Source organism: Streptomyces sp. NPDC096012, from assembly GCF_040426375.1.
Lineage (GTDB): Bacteria > Actinomycetota > Actinomycetes > Streptomycetales > Streptomycetaceae > Streptomyces.
Window position 1 is genome coordinate 225,179 of sequence record NZ_JBEOTD010000003.1, and the last position, 17,087, is coordinate 242,265.

The 17,087-nt window shown below is 69.5% G+C and carries 11 protein-coding genes and 1 pseudogene; 5 read left to right on the top strand and 7 right to left on the bottom strand.

Annotation, left to right across the window (positions count from 1 at the left end):
- Positions 1-4: 4 nt before the first annotated feature.
- Positions 5-1,588 (bottom strand): FMN-binding glutamate synthase family protein, encoded by a 1,584-nt coding sequence (locus ABVB68_RS05155; RefSeq protein ID WP_353599653.1) that lies wholly within the window; start codon positions 1,586-1,588, stop codon positions 5-7.
- Positions 1,589-1,971: 383 nt separating this feature from the next.
- On the opposite strand from ABVB68_RS05155, the gene ABVB68_RS05160 reads away from it, so the two are divergent.
- The 3 genes from ABVB68_RS05160 to ABVB68_RS05170 all read left to right on the top strand — a co-directional run bounded on the left by ABVB68_RS05160 (position 1,972) and on the right by ABVB68_RS05170 (position 4,250).
- The gene (locus ABVB68_RS05160) at positions 1,972-2,787 is read left to right on the top strand and encodes an HD domain-containing protein (protein WP_353599654.1); all 816 of its coding nucleotides are present in this window, start codon (positions 1,972-1,974) and stop codon (positions 2,785-2,787) included.
- Between the two features lie 305 nt (positions 2,788-3,092).
- Positions 3,093-3,680: a TlpA family protein disulfide reductase gene (locus tag ABVB68_RS05165; protein WP_353599765.1), complete on the top strand. Its 588-nt coding sequence runs from the start codon at positions 3,093-3,095 to the stop codon at positions 3,678-3,680.
- Positions 3,681-3,824: 144 nt separating this feature from the next.
- Entirely contained in the window at positions 3,825-4,250 is a 426-nt protein-coding gene (locus ABVB68_RS05170; RefSeq protein ID WP_353599655.1) for a hypothetical protein, read from the top strand.
- 154 nt (positions 4,251-4,404) lie between these two features.
- Here ABVB68_RS05170 and ABVB68_RS05175 read toward each other — a convergent pair whose 3' ends face one another.
- From ABVB68_RS05175 to ABVB68_RS05195, 5 genes are all read right to left on the bottom strand, one after another.
- Complete coding sequence (locus tag ABVB68_RS05175) at positions 4,405-4,887, bottom strand: DUF3515 family protein (RefSeq protein ID WP_353599656.1); 483 nt, start codon at positions 4,885-4,887, stop codon at positions 4,405-4,407.
- Positions 4,888-5,356: 469 nt separating this feature from the next.
- The gene (locus ABVB68_RS05180; protein WP_353599657.1) at positions 5,357-8,254 is read right to left on the bottom strand and encodes an amino acid adenylation domain-containing protein; all 2,898 of its coding nucleotides are present in this window, start codon (positions 8,252-8,254) and stop codon (positions 5,357-5,359) included.
- A 58-nt stretch (positions 8,255-8,312) separates the two neighbouring features.
- On the bottom strand, positions 8,313-9,161 hold the full coding sequence (locus ABVB68_RS05185; RefSeq protein ID WP_353599658.1) for a mycofactocin-coupled SDR family oxidoreductase: 849 nt from the start codon (positions 9,159-9,161) through the stop codon (positions 8,313-8,315).
- Positions 9,158-9,865, bottom strand: coding sequence for a thioesterase II family protein (locus ABVB68_RS05190; RefSeq protein ID WP_353599659.1), 708 nt, complete (start codon positions 9,863-9,865; stop codon positions 9,158-9,160). The genes ABVB68_RS05185 and ABVB68_RS05190 overlap by 4 nt, the downstream gene beginning before the upstream one ends.
- 327 nt (positions 9,866-10,192) lie before the next feature.
- The gene (locus tag ABVB68_RS05195) at positions 10,193-10,861 is read right to left on the bottom strand and encodes an LmbU family transcriptional regulator (protein ID WP_353599660.1); all 669 of its coding nucleotides are present in this window, start codon (positions 10,859-10,861) and stop codon (positions 10,193-10,195) included.
- A 679-nt stretch (positions 10,862-11,540) separates the two neighbouring features.
- On the opposite strand from ABVB68_RS05195, the gene ABVB68_RS05200 reads away from it, so the two are divergent.
- Positions 11,541-14,792: a non-ribosomal peptide synthetase gene (locus ABVB68_RS05200; protein WP_353599661.1), complete on the top strand. Its 3,252-nt coding sequence runs from the start codon at positions 11,541-11,543 to the stop codon at positions 14,790-14,792.
- 23 nt (positions 14,793-14,815) lie between these two features.
- Here the strand turns inward: ABVB68_RS05200 and ABVB68_RS05205 are convergent.
- Positions 14,816-14,905: pseudogene (locus tag ABVB68_RS05205) on the bottom strand (IS5/IS1182 family transposase); the annotation flags it as partial.
- A 268-nt stretch (positions 14,906-15,173) separates the two neighbouring features.
- Between ABVB68_RS05205 and ABVB68_RS05210 the strand changes: the two are divergent.
- Positions 15,174-17,009 carry a flavin-containing monooxygenase gene (locus ABVB68_RS05210; protein ID WP_353599662.1) on the top strand — a complete coding sequence of 612 codons (1,836 nt, stop codon included), beginning with the start codon at positions 15,174-15,176 and terminating at the stop codon, positions 17,007-17,009.
- Positions 17,010-17,087 lie beyond the last annotated feature (78 nt).

Genomic DNA, 17,087 nt, shown 5'->3' on the forward strand with positions numbered 1-17,087 from the left:
CAGGTCACACGGTGAAACGGTCAGGGTCGGCGGCCTTCCAGTCGGCCGCCCAAGAGGCCGGTGGCGCGGCGAGCAACTCGCCCGGCTCGAGCCACTCGTACAGCTCCTCGTAGGAGCGCTCGGTGAAGGGGTCCACGCGCTGGCGGAGCATGTGCGGCCGCAGCTGCGCGGGATCGGTGACACCCATGGACGCCATGATCTGCAACGCGCTGGCCACGGTCGCTTCCTGGAAGCGCTGGACGCGCGCCGTCTTGTCCGGGACGTCGAGGGCGCGGGCCCGGCGGGGGTCCTGGGTGGTGACACCGGTGGGGCAGGTGTTCGTATGGCACCGCTGGGCCTGGATGCAGCCGACGGCGAACATCATCGCCCGCGCGGCGTTGCCGTAGTCGGCGCCCTGCACCATGCGTTTGACCAGGTCGGTGCCGGTGGCGATCTTGCCGCTGGCGCCGATCCTGATCCGGTCGCGCAGGCCCGTGCCCACGAGGGCGTTGTGCACGGTGAGCAGGCCCTCGGTGAGCGGGGTGCCCACGTGGTCGGCGAACTCCAGCGGCGCCGCACCGGTCCCGCCCTCGGCGCCGTCCACCACGATGAAGTCCGGCGCCGTGCCCTCCTCCAGCATGGCCTTGCACACGGCCAGGAACTGCCGGCGCGAGCCCACGCACAGCTTGAACCCGGCGGGCTTGCCGCCGGACAACTCCCGCATGCGGGCGATGAACCGGACGAGTTCCCGCGGGGTCGAGAACACGCGGTGGTACGGCGGGGAGACGACCGTACGCCCCTCGGGCACGTCCCGGACCCGGGCTATCTCGGCGTTCACCTTGGCTCCCGGCAGAACACCGCCGATGCCGGGCTTCGCGCCCTGCGACAGTTTCAGAGACACGCACTTGACGTGATCGTGCGCGGCCTTGTCGGCGAACTCGCCCGCGTCGAAGTCACCTTTCGCGGTACGGCAGCCGAAGTACCCGGTGCCTATCTCCCACACGAGGTCGCCGCCGGGACGCAGGTGATAGTCGGAGAGCCCGCCTTCACCGGTGTCCTGGGCGAAACCGCCGGCCGCGGCGCCCCCGTTGAGCGCGAGGACCGCGTTGGCCGACAGCGAGCCGAAACTCATCGCCGAGACGTTCAGCAGCGCCATGTCGTACGGCCGGCCGCAGTCCGGGCCACCGATCCGCACCCGCGGCGGGTCCTGCGGCACCGGGCAGGGCGCCATCGACGGGACCAGGAACTCGTGACCGGGCTGGTACACGTCCCGTTCGGTGCCGTACGGCTCCTCCGCGTCGGTGCCCTTGGCCCGCTCGTAGACGATGTTGCGCACGTCCCGGTCGAAGGGCCGCCCGTCGTAGTTCCGCTCGATGAAGTACTGCTGCAGCTCGGGGCGTATGCGCTCCAGGAGGAAGCGGGCGTGGCCGAGCACGGGATAGTTGCGCAGCACCGAGTGCCGCCGCTGCACCAGGTCCCGGACACCCAGCACGCCCACGAGCCCGAGCGGCAGGGCCACGAACCACCACCAGGGCGAGCACCCGATCGCAGCAGCCAGCGCCCCTGCGGCGATCAGCAGAGTCAGGACGATGATTCCAACGCGTGTCACCCCTGGCGCATTGCCCGGTTTCCGATCGCCATGCGCGGCACTTCCCGGGCACCGTGCGGGCAGCGCCCGGGAGGGGGAGAGAGGAGGCGCTCGCCGGGCCCATGGGCTGCCCGGGTCTCCGAGCGCGGCGGCGACGGCGCCGGGGGCCTCCAGGGAGCAGGTGGCCGACGGCGGGGCACCCTCACCGCCTTCTTCCGGCGTCGGGCAGCCATGCCGCCCGCCGCCCGGCGCGCCGACCACGGGCCGGCCGGCATTCCGCGGCGCCTGATCTCTCCAGCCTGTGGCGAGAACCCGTGGGTTCTCGGCACTTTCACTACTGCCGGAAAAGCCGGCGCCATTCGTACGCTCCTGGCATCCACTCCCCGACGGAAAGGCGGGCCCTCGTGTCCGAAAGGGTAAATGAGACGATGAACGTCACCCGGCGCACGGCACTGGAGCGTGGTGCCGGCGTCGCCGCCATCGGCGCCGCCTCCGCACTCGCCGCCGCATGGTCGGGCCCGTCCGCCGCCGCGGTCACAGGAGCGCGGCCCGAGGATTCCTCGGGTGCGCCTGGCACCACCCTGCCGGCGGTCGTGGCCGGAGTGCGCATCCCCGGCAGTGAACTGGCGCGGTCCGCGGCCGCGTTCGCGAGAAAGGCCTCCTCCGAGGCCCTCTTCAACCATGTCATGCGGTCGTACCTGTACGGCTCGCTGCTGTTCGACCGACGCGGCATCCGCTACGACCGTGAACTCGCCTTCGTGGCGACGGTCCTGCACGACCTCGGGTTGGTGAAGGCTTACCAGACCCCGGACGAGCGCTTCGAGGTCGACGGTGCCGACGCCGCCAGGACGTTCCTCCGGGAACGGCACATGCCGGCCGAACGAGTGGCCGTCGTCTGGGACGCGATCGCCCTGCACACCAGCATGGGCATCGCGACGCGGAAAAGGCCGGAGATCGGAATCGTCGCCGTCGGTTCCGGACTCGATTTCACCGGTAACGGTCTCCAGCAGATCCCGTCCGACGCTCTCGCCGACATCCTCGCCGCATTCCCGAGGGCGGGATTCAAACAAGACGCCCTCGACAACATGCTCTCGCTGTGCCGCACCAAGCCGATGTCGGTACTCATGCACCCGTTCGCCGAGGTCGGCCGCCGTCACCTCCCGGACTTCCGGGTGCCCACCGTGGAGGATCTCCTGCTCGCCGCGCCCTTCGAGGAGTGAGGGACGGCGACCGGGGCGGGGCACCGCCCACGATCCCCGAGCCGAGGGACCAGCGGGCCGACCGCGGACGCCGCGGCAGCAGGGGCGGCCGACCTGCCGGCTTCGACGGCGACCCTGCCGCCGGACCGGCCCCACCTGTACCTGCCCTGGTAGCCGGTGAGGTTCGTCAGGTGGCGCGGCGCGGAGCCGTCCGTTCGGCCGGTGCTCAGTGCCGCGATGTGGGAACGGATCGCGCCGCTGAGCAGGGAGCCCCTGAAGGGGGGTGGGTAAAAAGGGCAGTTGGGGCACGTGGATACTCGGTTTCCATGAAGCGATTGCGACGGGGTGTGGTGTGCGCCGTGCTGGCGGCCGGTCTGCTGGCGGGGTGCGGGACGGGGTCGGGGAAGCCCGCGGGGAAGTTGCAGGACGGGGCTCTGGTGTTCTCCGCCGGCGAGCGGCAGAAGATGCCGGAGCTGGCGGGCCCGAACCCGCTGGGTGGCCGGGCGTCTCTTGCCGAGGCCCGGGGCAAGGTGGTGGTGCTGAACGCGTGGGCGTCCTGGTGCGGTCCGTGCCGGGCGGAGGCGCCGAGCCTGGAGCGCGTGCAGAAGGACTGGGGCGACCGCGGGGTGCAGGTCGTGGGACTGGGAGCCGACAGCAGTTCGCGGGCGGCGCGGGCCTTCATCGAGCAGTACAAGCTGTCGTATCCGACGCTGCTGGACGAGGGGGGCCGTCAGGCGCTGAGGATTCCGCGGGGGACGGTGTCGCAGACGGGGTATCCGTACACGGTGTTCCTCGACCGGCGGGGGCGGGTCGCGGCGTCGGTGAGCGGCGAGGTGTCGGAGGACCAGGTGCGGCATCTGGTGAAGCGGCTCCTGGCCGAGAAGCCGGGCGGGTCGGACTCTGCCGCCGGATAGGGTGCACCCCTCCCTTGTGGGCAGTGCCCCTTGGGACAGCTCCCGATCGGACATTATGCGCAGCCCGTTCCGTGCGTATGTTCGCCTGGTCCGGGCCGGGCGCATATGGGCGCTCGGCCGTGATCGTCAGGGGGCTGGTCTGTGATGCTGAAGTCGAAGGCGCGTGCGGGTAAGGCTGCGGGTGCGCTGGCGGTGGCAGCGCTGATGGGGCTGGGAGCGGCCGGTCAGTCGGCTGCTGCCTCGTACGGCGGCTCGTGGCAGGGCGAGTGGAAGACGACGGGCAAGACGCAGGTGACCGGCACGCACAACATGAAGGCCGGCAAGTACTTCCTGCACTTCGGCGTGTACGGCAACGGCCGGCACCAGTTCACGGCGAAGGTCTACCGGATCGTCGGGGGGAAGGACGGCGCGAAGCACAAGAACGATGTCCTGGTGCAGACCCGTAAGGGCGACGACCGGGGTGTGTCGTGGATGGCCTCTCCGAAGAAGTACGGCAAGGGCGGGTACTACATCGTCTTCTCCTACGGCGTGAAGGGGAAGAAGGCGTTCGGCGGGGTGCAGGCGGGCTGACAGGCCGCACCGCCCCGCGGTTGCCCCGGCCCGCCTACGGGTCGGGGCTCCGTCTTCTGCGGCGCGGTGGTGCCCGCGCCGCCCGACGGTCGTGACGGACGTCGCCGACCGGTCGGGAGCCGGCGCACGATGCTCCGCACCGGGGACGGGACGGTCACCGACCCTCGGCGTCGATGCACTTGCGGTGCATGGGAAGCACGGAAGCGGCATGGGTGAGGGTGATCAAAGCGGTGTCGGAGGGCGCCGCACGGTCCAGGGAGAGTTCCAGGGCCGGGCTGCGGCCGTAGGTGACCAGCAGGTTGCGGCCGGCCTGTTTCTGCTGGTCGCGCCACACCCAGTCGACGCCGTTGACGGTGGCACACGGCTCCGTCGTCTTCTCCGGCATGGGAATGCCGCACCGGGCGACGACGCTGCCGTCCCCCCACACCGCGATACCGTCGACGACCGGCCGGTGCAGGTCGAGTTCGCCGATCTTGTCGGGCAGTTTCCCGGCCATACGGGCACAGGCCTGATCGCGGGCGTAGGGGGCGGGACGCGGGCCCTGGGCGGAGGGGACGACGGCGAAGGCCACGCCGAGCGCGCAGACGGCAAGACCGCCGACGAGAGGGATCCAGGTGCCTCGGGTTCGGTTCGTCACAGAACCTAACCGTACGTCAGCACCCGGCCGGCACCTTCAGGCGGGTCGACAGCGAGGCGGGTCCCGCGTCAGCGGGCACTCCGCCTCTCTTCGGATCCGGAAAGAGCGGACGACCGGGCGCCGCGGGGCCTACCTGCCCGGTGATCCGGGCTGGACCGTTGCACTCCGGTCCCCGGCGTCGAAGAGGACGCTGTGCGGCCACTGCTGCCATCGAGTGCCCAGACCGGAGTGCTGCGGGGTCCCGGTGCGTACGAAGGTCCGGATGCTGTCGATCATCAGTCCGGACAGCCGCAGTCGCCCCGGTTCGTTCTTGGTGCTGAACCGACAGAGGCGTGTCCCGGCAGCGGTTGCGGAGTCGGCGTGCCGGCCGAGCCGATCCGTCGCGCCCGGTACGCGGGGCGGACCAGGCAGGACAGGCTGCACACAGCAGGTCGTCACGGTGAGCACCGGTCCCGTCCCTGCGACGAGGTCAGCTCCGCGCGCCACCAGTGCCGGCCGGGGCGTCGGCAGCGAGAGTGATCCGCCCCCTGGCCAGCTGGATGAACTGCCGTGCGAAGGAGTTCTGGTAGAACTCCCGCACGGCGATCTTCGGTACACCGAGCTCCTTGACCTCGGCCAGTACGCGGACGACCAGCAGCGAGTTGCCGCCCAGCGCGAAGAAGTTGTCCTCAGGGCCCACCTGCGTACCCAGGTGCCGGCTCCAGATGTCCAGCATGTCACGCTCCAGCCGGTCGGCGGACCCGGTCTCGACGGGATCCGGGGACTCCGCGACGGCCGGCCGAGCGGCGGTCGGTGCGGGGAGCCGTGCGACATCGACCTTCCCGTTGATCGTCAGAGGGATGGCCTCGACTTCTGTGACCGTGGCCGGGACCATGTAGTCGGGCAGCAGCCGCCTGGCGTGCTCCGCGACCACGGCCACTGTCGTGTCCCCCTTGAGCACCACGTAGGCGTCCAGCCGGTCGGCTGCTCGACCGCCACTCTCGTCGTGGTGGACGACGACGGTCGCCCCGGAGACCGACGGTGCTCCGAGCAGGACGTTGCGGATCTCGTCCGGCTCGATCCGGTACCCGCGGATCTTCACCTGGCTGTCGATCCTGCCCAGGTGTTCCAGGGACCCGTCGGGCCTCATGCGGCCCTTGTCGCCGCTGCGGTAGATCCGCTCACCGGTCACCGGGTCGATGACGAAACGTCGCGCCGTCAGCTCCGGCTGCCCCTGGTAGTGACGGGCGACTCCAGCCCCGCCGACCCAGATCTCGCCCGCCGCTCCCACCGGCAGAACCTCTCCCCGCGGTCCACGCACGGACACCGACCAGCCGGGGAGCGCCGGGCCCACCGACCGGCTCCCCCGCAGAGCCGCCTGAGGCGTCACGGTCTGCGCCGTCACGTGCACGGTGGTCTCCGTGATCCCGAACATGTTCACCAGACGGCACTCCGCCTGCGGGTGGCGGGCGAACCAGGGCAGCAGCTCACGGGCGTCCAGCGGCTCACCGCCGAAGATCACCAGGCGCACCGCGAGCTCGGCGGGCGACTCCCTGTCCTGTGCGACGAGAGGCAGGAAGGCGGAGGGCGTCTGGTTGAGCACGGTGACGCGTCGTTCGGCGAGCAGCGCGTGGAACTCCCCCGTGTCCCGCGTGATCCAGAAGGGCACCACCACGAGTTGCCCGCCGGTCAGCAGGCAGCCCCAGATCTCCCAGACGGAGAAGTCGAACGCGCATGAGTGGAACATCGTCCAGACGTCGTCCGCGCCGAGCCCGAAGTCCCCGGCCGTGCCGTCGACCAGGGCCAGCACGTTGCGGTGCGGGACGACGACCCCCTTGGGCCGCCCCGTCGATCCGGACGTGTAGATGACGTAGGCGGGGTCGTTCCCCTCGCAGGGTGTGGTCCGGCCGCGGGAGGCGCTCCGCTCGCCGAGCCGGAGCAGCTCCTCGGGGGGCATGGACCGAACGCCCTCGACGACCGGGAACACGTCGGCTGCGGCGACAACGACGCGCACCTCGGCGCTGCCCACCGTGTAACGCAGGCGCGCGGACGGGTAGTTGACGTCCATGGGTACGTAGGCGCAGCCGGACTTCAGGATCGCGAGCAGGGTGACGACGAGGGTCGCGTCGCGCTCCAGGCACACGCCGACCATGCTCCCCGGCACCGCCCCCGCGGAGCGCAGCCCCTCGGCCATGAGTTCGGCCTGCTCGTCGAGCTGGCGGTAGGTCAGCGTGCGGGTGCCGTCCGTGACGCCGACCGCGTCCGGACGGCGGCGTACCAGGTCCTCGAAGCGCCCGTGAACGGTCGATGCGGCCGTGGGGGTCGCGGCGACCGCGGGAGTCGCTCCCCGCCGCACGATGTCAGCGGCGCGTTCGGCCGGCATCAGAGGGACGGCCGACAGCGGCAGTTCCTCCCCGGAGCCGTCCAGGTCCGCCAGCCACTGTGCGACATGGGCAACTTGCTCGGCGAAGGCGCCGGCGATCCGCGGATCGACCACACCCTCGTCGTACCAGCAGGTGCCGCTCCAGGACCGGTCCGGGCGCTGCTCGGCCTGGAGCGTGAGAGGGAGGACGGGTGCGAGGCAGGGGTGGTACTGCCGCTCGTCGTCCCACTCGCCGAAGACCACGCCCACGAACGTCGCGTGGCCACCCCCGGACTCCGTCGCCAGCTCGCCGGCCGGCTCCGGTGTCCCGGGCACACCGGCGAGGAAACCGGCGACGGACATGGTCTCGTCGGACTCGAGGACGTGTGTGGACAGCGCGTCCGGTCCTGCCGCGTCGGGGTCGAGCAGGGCGATCCGCGGTGTCTCCTCGGCGTCGTACCGCGCCAGGACGATGGCGGTCGCGGCGGTCAACAGCTGCCGGTCCACCGGGTTTTCGCGGACGGCCGTGGAGAATCGGGCCGCGCCGACGAAACCGCGGCGCGCGAGGTCACCGAGACCCCACTCCGGCCGCGCGAGGGGGGCGGCCCCCGCTCCACGCGGTGCACGCGCGGTGCCGTGCCGACCTGCCCGCGGCGGGGAACCGCCGGTGAGGAACCCGGCCAAGTCGTCCAGTGCCGCCCGGGACAGGGCCTCACGGCCGGCCACCAGGACAAGATCGCAGACGTCGTCCGTGTGCCGCACGAGCGTGACGCGCAGCCGCGGACCGGAGGTGGCGCGCAGCGGCCGGCGGGCTTCCTGTTCGGCGTACCGCCGCGCCGCCGGTGCCGTCGAGCGCTCCCGGGTGCGCCGTTCCCACAGCACGCCTTCGGCGAGTTCGCCGACCTGTTCCAACCGTCGCCGAAGCTCATCACCGCTGGGTGGCCGCGGGCACCTGACGGTCAGGCTGTGGCACATGGCGGCCTGCTCGTGGCACTGGAACGGCACGGACCAGTGGGCTGTCGCCATCGGAGAACTCCTGTCGGTGCGCCGAGAAGGGTGCGGGGAACACGGCGGCTGACGCGGGTCAGCGCGCGGTGAAGCCCCCGTCGACCGTCAGTACGCTGCCGGTCACTCGAGGGGAGTCGTCACCGGCCAGCCAGAGGGCGGCGCCGGCGATGTCGGAGGGAGCGATGAGCGAGTTCATCGGCTGCGCCTGGACGAAGACCTTCTCGTGGTCTTCCACGGCCACGTCCAGGGAGCGAGCGATCTCGGACAGCATCCGGCCGTCGAACACCGGGTCGTCCGCGACGGAGCCCGGGCAGAGGGCGTTGACCCGGATCCGGTGCGGCCCGTAGTCGAGAGCCGCGGCCTTGGTCAGCCCTATCAGCCCGTGCTTGGCGGCGACATACCCCGCGAAGTGCCGGTAGCCGACCAGACCGGCGGTGGACGAGACGTTGATGACGCTGCCCCGCCGCTGAGCGATCATCGTCGGCGCCACGGCTTTGATCATGCGCCACGCGCCGGAGAGGTCGACGTCGATCATCAGACGCCACTCGTCCTCGGTGATCTCGTGGACGGCCTTTCCCGAAGGGGCGGCGATCCCCGCGTTGTTGACGAGGACATCGATACGGCCGAAGCGGTCGAGCGCCTTCTCGACGGCCGGCGTGACACTGCCGCGTACGTCGGCGGACTCCGCCAGCACCGCCGCGCCGCGCTCCTCGCAGAGCTTGGCGGTGTGCGTGAGCTGACCGCTCGTCGACAGGGGGTAGGGGACGCCCTCGATGTCCTCGCCCACGTCGAGCAGAACGAGGTCGGCTCCCGCTTCCGCGAACCGCAGCGCACAGGCGCGTCCCAGGCCACGGCCCGCGCCGGTGATCACCGCGGTCCGGCCCTCCAGGGCCGCACCGGCGGCACTTTTCCCGTCGCGCGTCATGTGCGGGCGCCTCGCGCCGCGGCGTCGATGACGGCGAGCAGTTCCTGCGCCCGGTCGGTCAGGTACATGTGTCCGCCCGCGAGTTCCCTCAGCTCGAACGGCCCGGTCGTCGCCGTCTCCCAGGTCGCGCACTGCGCCCGGCTCACCAGGGTGTCGTCCGTCCCGCGCAGGGCGGTGACAGGCAGCGTCAACGGCTCGTCCGAAAGGGGGCGGTAGTCCTCGTGCAGGGCTACGTCCGCCCGCAGCAACGGAAGCAGCAGCTCCCGCAGCTCGGGGTCGTCGAGTGCCGCATGCCGGTACCCGGCGAGCTCCGCGACCCGCTCCACGAAGGTGTCGTCGTCGAGTTCCGCGGTCCGCCCGGTGCGACCGCTCCGGGGACCGGGGGACCCGCTCACGAAGAGATGCTCCAGCGCGGTGAAGCCCTGCGCCTGGAGTTCACGAGCCGTCTCATAGGCGAGCACGGCGCCGAGACTGTGCCCGAAGAGCACCACTCGTTCCGCCCCGCCGACCATGCGGAGCGCGGCGCCGGCAAGGTCCTTGGCCGCCTCCGCGGCGTCCTTGTACGGGTCCTCCAGGAAACGCTCCTCCCGGCCCGGCATCTGCAGCGGGACGATCCGAAGACCCAGCTCACCGCCGTTCGGCCAGGCCCTGTAGAAGCCGGCGCCGCTCCCGGCGAAGGGTACGCACAACAATGACAGGGTCATTTATCATCCTCATACTTGGAATGCCGTTCGCCCAACAGCACTTCATCGTCATGGACACCGATTGAACGCGTCCAGACATGAGCGGTCCTGGTTTGCGTTGCCGGTGAAAACCTTGTCCCGCCGGTGGGACAAGCGCACTCTGCACCGGGCACCAGGTTCGTTCTTCAGGAGATTTGCGGCGAATCCGTTCGAGGACTCTGAAGGTGTTTACCTGGGCCTGGCCAACGGCCAGTGACAACGTTCGCCGTGGCGCTTTCAGGACGGCACCGGCGGCCACCGCACGGGAACGCACCCAGGAGGTCTCCCGACGTCGAACGGCCCCTCGCCTCAGGACCCGCCGGCAGCCCGCCGCAGTATCTCCATCGCCCAGGTCTCGACCGGCGCGCCTTCCTTCCTGGCGGCGGTCCGGAGCTGTGCCAGGATTTCGGCCGGGAGCTCGATGTGCAGCAGGCCCGCTTCGGGCGAGGGGCCGGCGTCGCGCCGGTCCGGACCCGAGCCGGATCCGGTCGCGGCGGGTTCGACCCGCCGCGAAGCCGAACTGGCCGCGGTGGGACAGTCTTTGTCCAGCTCAGCGCGGCTCTCGGACTCGCCCACGTCGCCCTGCCGCGCGCGGAGGCTGCTACGAACCTCCCCGCGAAGCTTGTTCCTGCTCCAGCCCATCGCTTCCGCTTTCCTCAGCCAGTAGTCCTGTTCCGGCTGATCGAGCGCCACCACTTCGAGGTGATGACTGAAGCTCAGACTCTGCCGCCTGCGGGTCAGCGGGAACTTGCGCGCCACCCACGTGTAGTTACGAAGCGTCTGGTAGCTGAGCGACGTCCGCTTGACGGCTTCGTGGTAACGGTCCTGGAACTCGGATTCACCATAAACCAGCCAGTCGGCGACCCACCAGGTGGAAGAGTCCGCGAAAGAGAGCAGCCCGGTCCCGACTTGCTCCCACATATTGAGGCTCTGCCTGGATGTGAACGACAAGCCGGACTTGTGGAACTGCACGCCCATACTCAGCAACTGCCCCGCAGTGCTTGCCGTTGCAACGTTCCGCGCAGTTGTCTCGTTCGTCCTCTTTGTTAGGGTAGCAGTGCGCAACGATCCCCCGTTGGTTGATGCTTCGCGTGTATTGGCCAACCGTAACAGTTGGGCGTCATCCAGGGCGTAATTCTGCGCGATACGCGGGCCGCCCGCCAGAGCACGGGGCGGGTCGACTGCCGCCGCACTCGCATATCGCTTCTCGCTCGGGATCGACACGAGCAGGAGAGCCCAACGGGTCGAGGAGCCGTTCACCGATAAAGGGTTTTCCTTACGCAAAATCTCTCTGGCACAGGCTCCCCTATTTGCGCCACCCATTTTTACGCCGCCCCGCGCCACCCATCGGACAATTCGCCATGTTCCCGGCCGATCGGTGCGAGAGTGCGTCTGCGTCCCGGCGGTGTCTCGCCGGCGAGACACCTGGGCGGACCGAACCACCCCCGCCAGGGCTGGATACGACCCCGGAGAAGCGTCATGTTTGTGTCCACGTCCTTCTCGCGGCGACGGGCCTTTTTCAGGCGGCGCGAGCGAGACCGTCCGGCACACGCTCGAACGATTGCGTCGAGCGTGAAAATAAGGCGTTGCCGAAGGAACGGCCGATCGATAGGGGAGGGCTTCCGTGCCCCGAATACGTCACACACATGGGCTGGATATGCCTGATCTTGAGGGTGACAGTCTCGCGGGCAAGCGTCATTCGCGCATGGTTCCCGCCTCATCAGCGCAGCGCAGGATGTACTTCTCCTCGGTGATGCGACCCAACAACACGTCTGACGTCTGGCGGCCGGTTCTCACCGTCGCCGGAGATCTCTCGATAGAAAGGCTGGAGCGCGCGCTCCAGGTGCTGCGCGGGAGGCACGAGGCATTTCGGACCACGTTCCTGGAGCGCGGCGGCGAAGTCTTCCAACTGGTGCACGACGAGGACGGCGACGCCCCGCAGTCGGCCCTGATCGACTTCGTGGAGGCCGAGGGCGACTCGCAGGACGAGCGCCGGGCGTGGGCAGACGCCGAGGCCAGGAGGGTCGTCGACCTCCCGTTCGACATTTCGTCGGGCCCGCTCTGGCGAACGTCGGTGATACGGATATCGCCGAGCCTCCACCTGGTGGTCTTCGCGTTCCACCACATCATCACGGACGAGATCTCCGGGAAGGTGTTCGCCGAAGAGCTTCGGCTCGCCTACGCGGACCCGCACGCGCCCGCCTTCGCGGTGCCGGCCGCACAGTACGCCGACTTCTGCCTGACGGAGAACGCCTCCACGGTGGATGAGGACGCCCTGGACTACTGGCGCGGCCAGCTGGCGGGTATCCAGCCGACGCCGCTGCCCGAGGACGGAGAGCAGAGCCCGGGCAGAATGATCGGATCGAGGTTGCCGATCGCCGTCCCGCAGAAAGTGGTGGCGGAATTCGAGGAGTTCTGCCGGGCTCGCTCGGTGACCCCGTTCGCCGGCCTGCTGTCCGTATACCTCGTTCTGCTGCAGCGTTGGGCGGGGACGAGCGACATATCGGTCGGCACGCAGACGCACGGCCGACCGAGCTCAGAACTCTTCGGATCGATCGGATTCTTCTCCAATACGGTGGCACTGCGCTGCCAGGTGGATTCGGAACTGACCTTCGATCAGCTTCTCGACCTCGTGAGCGAAACGGTTCACGACGCACTGGACTACCAGGACGTTCCGTTCGAGGTGGTGGTGGGCGCACTGGCTCCCGAGCGCGACGCCGACCGCAACCCCCTGTTCCAGGCTGCCATCACCTATGGCATGCTCGACCTGAGCGACGTATGGGCACTCGAAGGTCTCCAGGTGACGCTCCTGCCGGAACCTGCGGAATTGTCGGGGCTTCAGTTCGACCTGAGGCTGGACATACAGCAGCTGGCGGGCGAAGTCTCACTCAACGTCGAATTCAGCCGTCAGCGGTTCTCCGAGGCGGCCATGCAGCGGTTCGCCGAGGCCTACGGCGACCTGCTGGGCGCACTCGGCCGGCAACCCGATGTCGCACTCGGCAGCATCCCGCTGCTCGACCAGGCCGCACTGACGGAGACGCTGGCGCTCGGCGCGAGCGGTGAACCCGAGGTCGACCGTACTCCTTCGGAGCCCACGTCCGTGTGGGACCTCTTCGAACTGACCGCGGCCACCGTGCCCGAGCGGGAGGCAGTCGTCGCGGACGGCGCGCGGCTCACCTTCGCCGAACTGGCCGGCCGGGCAAGGACGATGGCCGCGGGCCTTGTGGAACGAGGCGTGCGGACCGGCACCGTGGTGGGGATCTGCCTGGACCGGCGCAGCGATCTGATCGTCGCGATGCTCGCCACCTGGTGCGCGGGCGGCGCCTTCCTGCTGCTGGATCCGCACCACCCCGCGTTCCGCCGCCGCCTGCTCCTCCAGGAGGCGGGCATCGCCCTCGTCATCGCGGACGAGGCGTTCGCCGAGGTGGAGACCGTCCCGGCGGCCGCCTTCCTGGCGGACGCGGAGAAGACCTCCGGAGACGATGCGGCCGACGGCGGCTTCGCACGTCGCCCTGCCGCCGCTCCGGCCTACGTGGTCCTCACACCGGGTTCCACGGGACAGCCGAGGGGTGTGGTCATCGATCAGGCGAGCCTTCTCGCCCTCGCCACCAGCCAACTGGCGCCGGTGTACGCACGGTTGCCCGAAGGCCAGCAGGTGAACGTCGGTGCGCTCAGTGCCCTGACCTCCGGCGTGTTCGTCAACCACTGTCTCGGCATGATCGCCTTCGGGCACCGGCTGCTGCTGATCGACGAAGAGGAGCGAACAGACCCCCGTCGGCTCATCGCCCGTGGCTCGGATCCCGAAACGGCGATCGATGTACTCGACTGTGCGAGCGGCCGACTGGAAATCCTGATCGACAACGGCCTCCTGACCCTCCCGCACCCGCCGAAGATCGTAGTGATCGGTGGCGAGAGGCCGTCCGACCGGTTGTGGCAGCGCCTGCACCACCAACCCGGGCTGCTCGCGTTCCACGTGTACGGCCTCAACGAGTGCACCGTCGAGTCGGCCAGGGCGGAGATCCGCGAACACCCGAAGCCGGTGGCCGGGCGCGCGGCCGGCACGTCCCGGATCTACGTCGTCGACGACCGGTTGCAGTTGCTGCCGCCCATGTTCGTCGGGGAGATCTGCATCGGTGGACTCGGCGTGGCCCAGGGATATGCGGGACAGCCGGCGCACACCAGCGAGCGATTCGTGGCGGACCCCTTCAGTGATGTCCCCGGACAGCGTATGTACCGCACCGGTGACAGGGGCCGGCTGCTCCCCGACGGGCAGTTGGAACTGTGGGGGCGCCGCGACGACCAGGTCAAGCTCCGCGGCCTGCGCATGGAGCCGGCCGAAGTGGAGGGCGTGCTGCTCGGGCATCCCGCGATCGCCCACGCCGCGGTCGTGGCGACCCAACCCGGCACCCGCACGGCCGAACTGGTGGCGTACGTCGTGCCCGGCGACGAAGGCCAGGACGCGCTGACGCCCGCCACCGTCCGGGAGTTCCTGCGCGACAGGCTCCCCTCCGCACTGTTGCCCGACCGGGTGCAGGTTCTCACCGCTCTTCCGACCACGCCCGACGGGAAGCCGGACCGCAAGACACTGTCGGGCGACGCGCCGTCGAGCACCGTGCCGGACACCGTCCGAAGCGTCTCGGTGTCCGACGACCCCCGTGAACGGCAGCTGTGCCAGATCGTGGCCGAGGTGATCGGCGTTCCGCAGACGGACGTTGACGACGACTTCTTCGTTCTCGGCGGAGATTCGCTGCTCGCCATGACCGTCATCGGTCGAGTGCGCGCCGTCATGGGCTGTGAGCTGCGGCTGCGGGCGTTCTTCGAAGTGCAGTCGCTCGGGGAGCTCGCCGCTCAGCTCAGTGCCGAGGTCAGCGCGCCCCGGCCCGTGCTGGGCAGGAGAGCGGACTCGTGACGGTGGCGACACGTTCGTACTCGGATGCTTCGCTCCACTGCCCAGCGCCTTTTGAGAACGTGAAAGCCGCGGGCTGTCGAATTTCGGTTGACGAATTCCACGTCGACAGCGAGTCCCCGATCGCGGACAACCCTGCATAGAGGATGACGGACTCGACCAGCAACGGAGCTCCGATTCGGACGATTTGGCGTGAGAACCCTCGTCCTGCCGGAGCCCAGCACGCCGACGCTCGACCCGGCACCCACCTCAAACCGATCGTGAAACGGCCGTGGGTCTGTCTGGCCGGCGGGACAGACCCACGGGCCTCGTCAAGTACCGACCACGACACATTCCAGGTGCTGGCCAGGCGGCCGGAGAAATGTAATCGGAGGAGAGACTTTCATGTCCAGGCACAAGGTGTCGGAGCACATCGCGAAAAACGCCGCCGAGCGGGCCAAACGACTGCGGCCGGACGGCATCGGCCAGTACCTGAACCTCAGCGGCGAATTCGCGCACATGAACGCGGACCCCTTCACCGATCGCATCGAGCGCGAGCCGTACCGCGACCACGTCACGGTCGCGGTCATCGGCGGGGGGTTCGCCGGCCTGATGGCGGGCGCCCGCCTCAAGGAGTCGGGGGTCTGCGATGTCAGGATCGTCGACACCGGCGGCGACTTCGGCGGAACCTGGTACTGGAACAGGTACCCGGGCGTCCAGTGCGACGTCGCGTCCATGGTCTACCTGCCGTTGCTGGAGGAGACCGGCTACGTGCCCACCGAGTGGTACGTGCACGGCCCGGAGATCCTGGAGCACTGCCAGCGCATCGGCAAGCACTACGAGTTGTACGAGAACGCGCTCTTCCACACCCGGGCCACCGGCTTGGACTGGGACGAGTCCGCTCAGCTGTGGACGGTGCGGACCGACCGCGGTGACGAGTTCACCGCCCAGTTCGTGATCATGGGGCTCGGCCACCTGTCCGTGCCGAAGCTCCCCGGTATCCCGGGTATCGAGACCTTCGCCGGCCCCGCCTTCCACACGAGCCGATGGGACTACGCCTACACCGGCGACCCGGTCGGCGGACCGCTGGGCAACCTGCGGGACAAGCGGGTGGCGATCATCGGCACCGGCGCCAGCGCGGTGCAGTGCATCCCTCACCTGGCCACCGCATGCCAGGAACTGTTCGTGTTCCAGCGCACGCCCTCCGTCATAGAGGTCCGCAACAACCGTCCGATCGACCCGGAGTGGTTCGCGCAGATCGCCAACCCTGGATGGCAGCAGCGCTGGCTGGACAACTACGCGGCCACCATGACGTCGGCCGAGCCGCCGGCCGAGGATCTGGTCAACGACAGCTGGACCGCCATGGCCAAGATGTGGCGCGACGCCGGAGAGGTCTCGAAGTCGGACCTGGACCAGGCGGACCTGGAGGAGACGGCCAAGGACCCACGGGCCGCGGAACTCCTCCAGCCCTGGTTCTTCGCGGACATGGCGAAGATGGGCCGGATCCACGCCCGGGTGGAGGAGTCGGTCAAGGACCGACGGACCGCGGAACTCCTCAAGCCCCGGTACTACCTCGCGTGCAAGCGCCTGACCTTCCACGACGAGTATCTGGGCGCCTTCAACGAGCCGACGGTCCGTCTCGTCGACACGGACGGCAAGGGGGTCGAGCGGATCACGCCGCGAGGTGTGGTGGTGGACGGCACCGAGTACGAGGTGGACTGCATCGTCTACGCGTCGGGGTTCGAGGTCGGCACCGCGCCCACCCGGCGCGCCGGATTCGACCCCGTCGGCAGGGACGGCAGGCGACTGTCGGAGCACTGGACCAACGGCATGCGCACGATGCACGGACTCCATGTGCACGGGTTCCCGAACGCGTTCCACGTTCAGTCGATCACGGGCGGGACGCGGTTCTCCAACCTCTCGCACAACCTGTCCGAGGCGGCCAAGACCGTCGCCGCCGTCATCGCGCACGCGGTCACCACGGGCGTCGCCGTCGTCGAACTCACCCAGCAGGCGGAGGACTCCTGGATGAGCAACGTGGGAATCAATCCGGACTGGCGCACGTTCCTGGGCGCGGATTGCACCCCCGGCTACTCCAACAACGAGGGAACGGATCTCGGGCCGCATTCCCTTTGGGACGCACACGAGTTCCCCGATGGCCTGGGCTTCTTCCAACACCTTCAGGAATGGCGGGGCAGCGGGGAGTTCGACGGCCTGGAATTCCACCGTTCGGACAGCTGACGCCGCTTGCCCCGTCTCGCCGGCGAGACAGTCCTCCCGGGCTCCGTCGAGTGGTGCCCGGGACTCGTTCACCCTGGC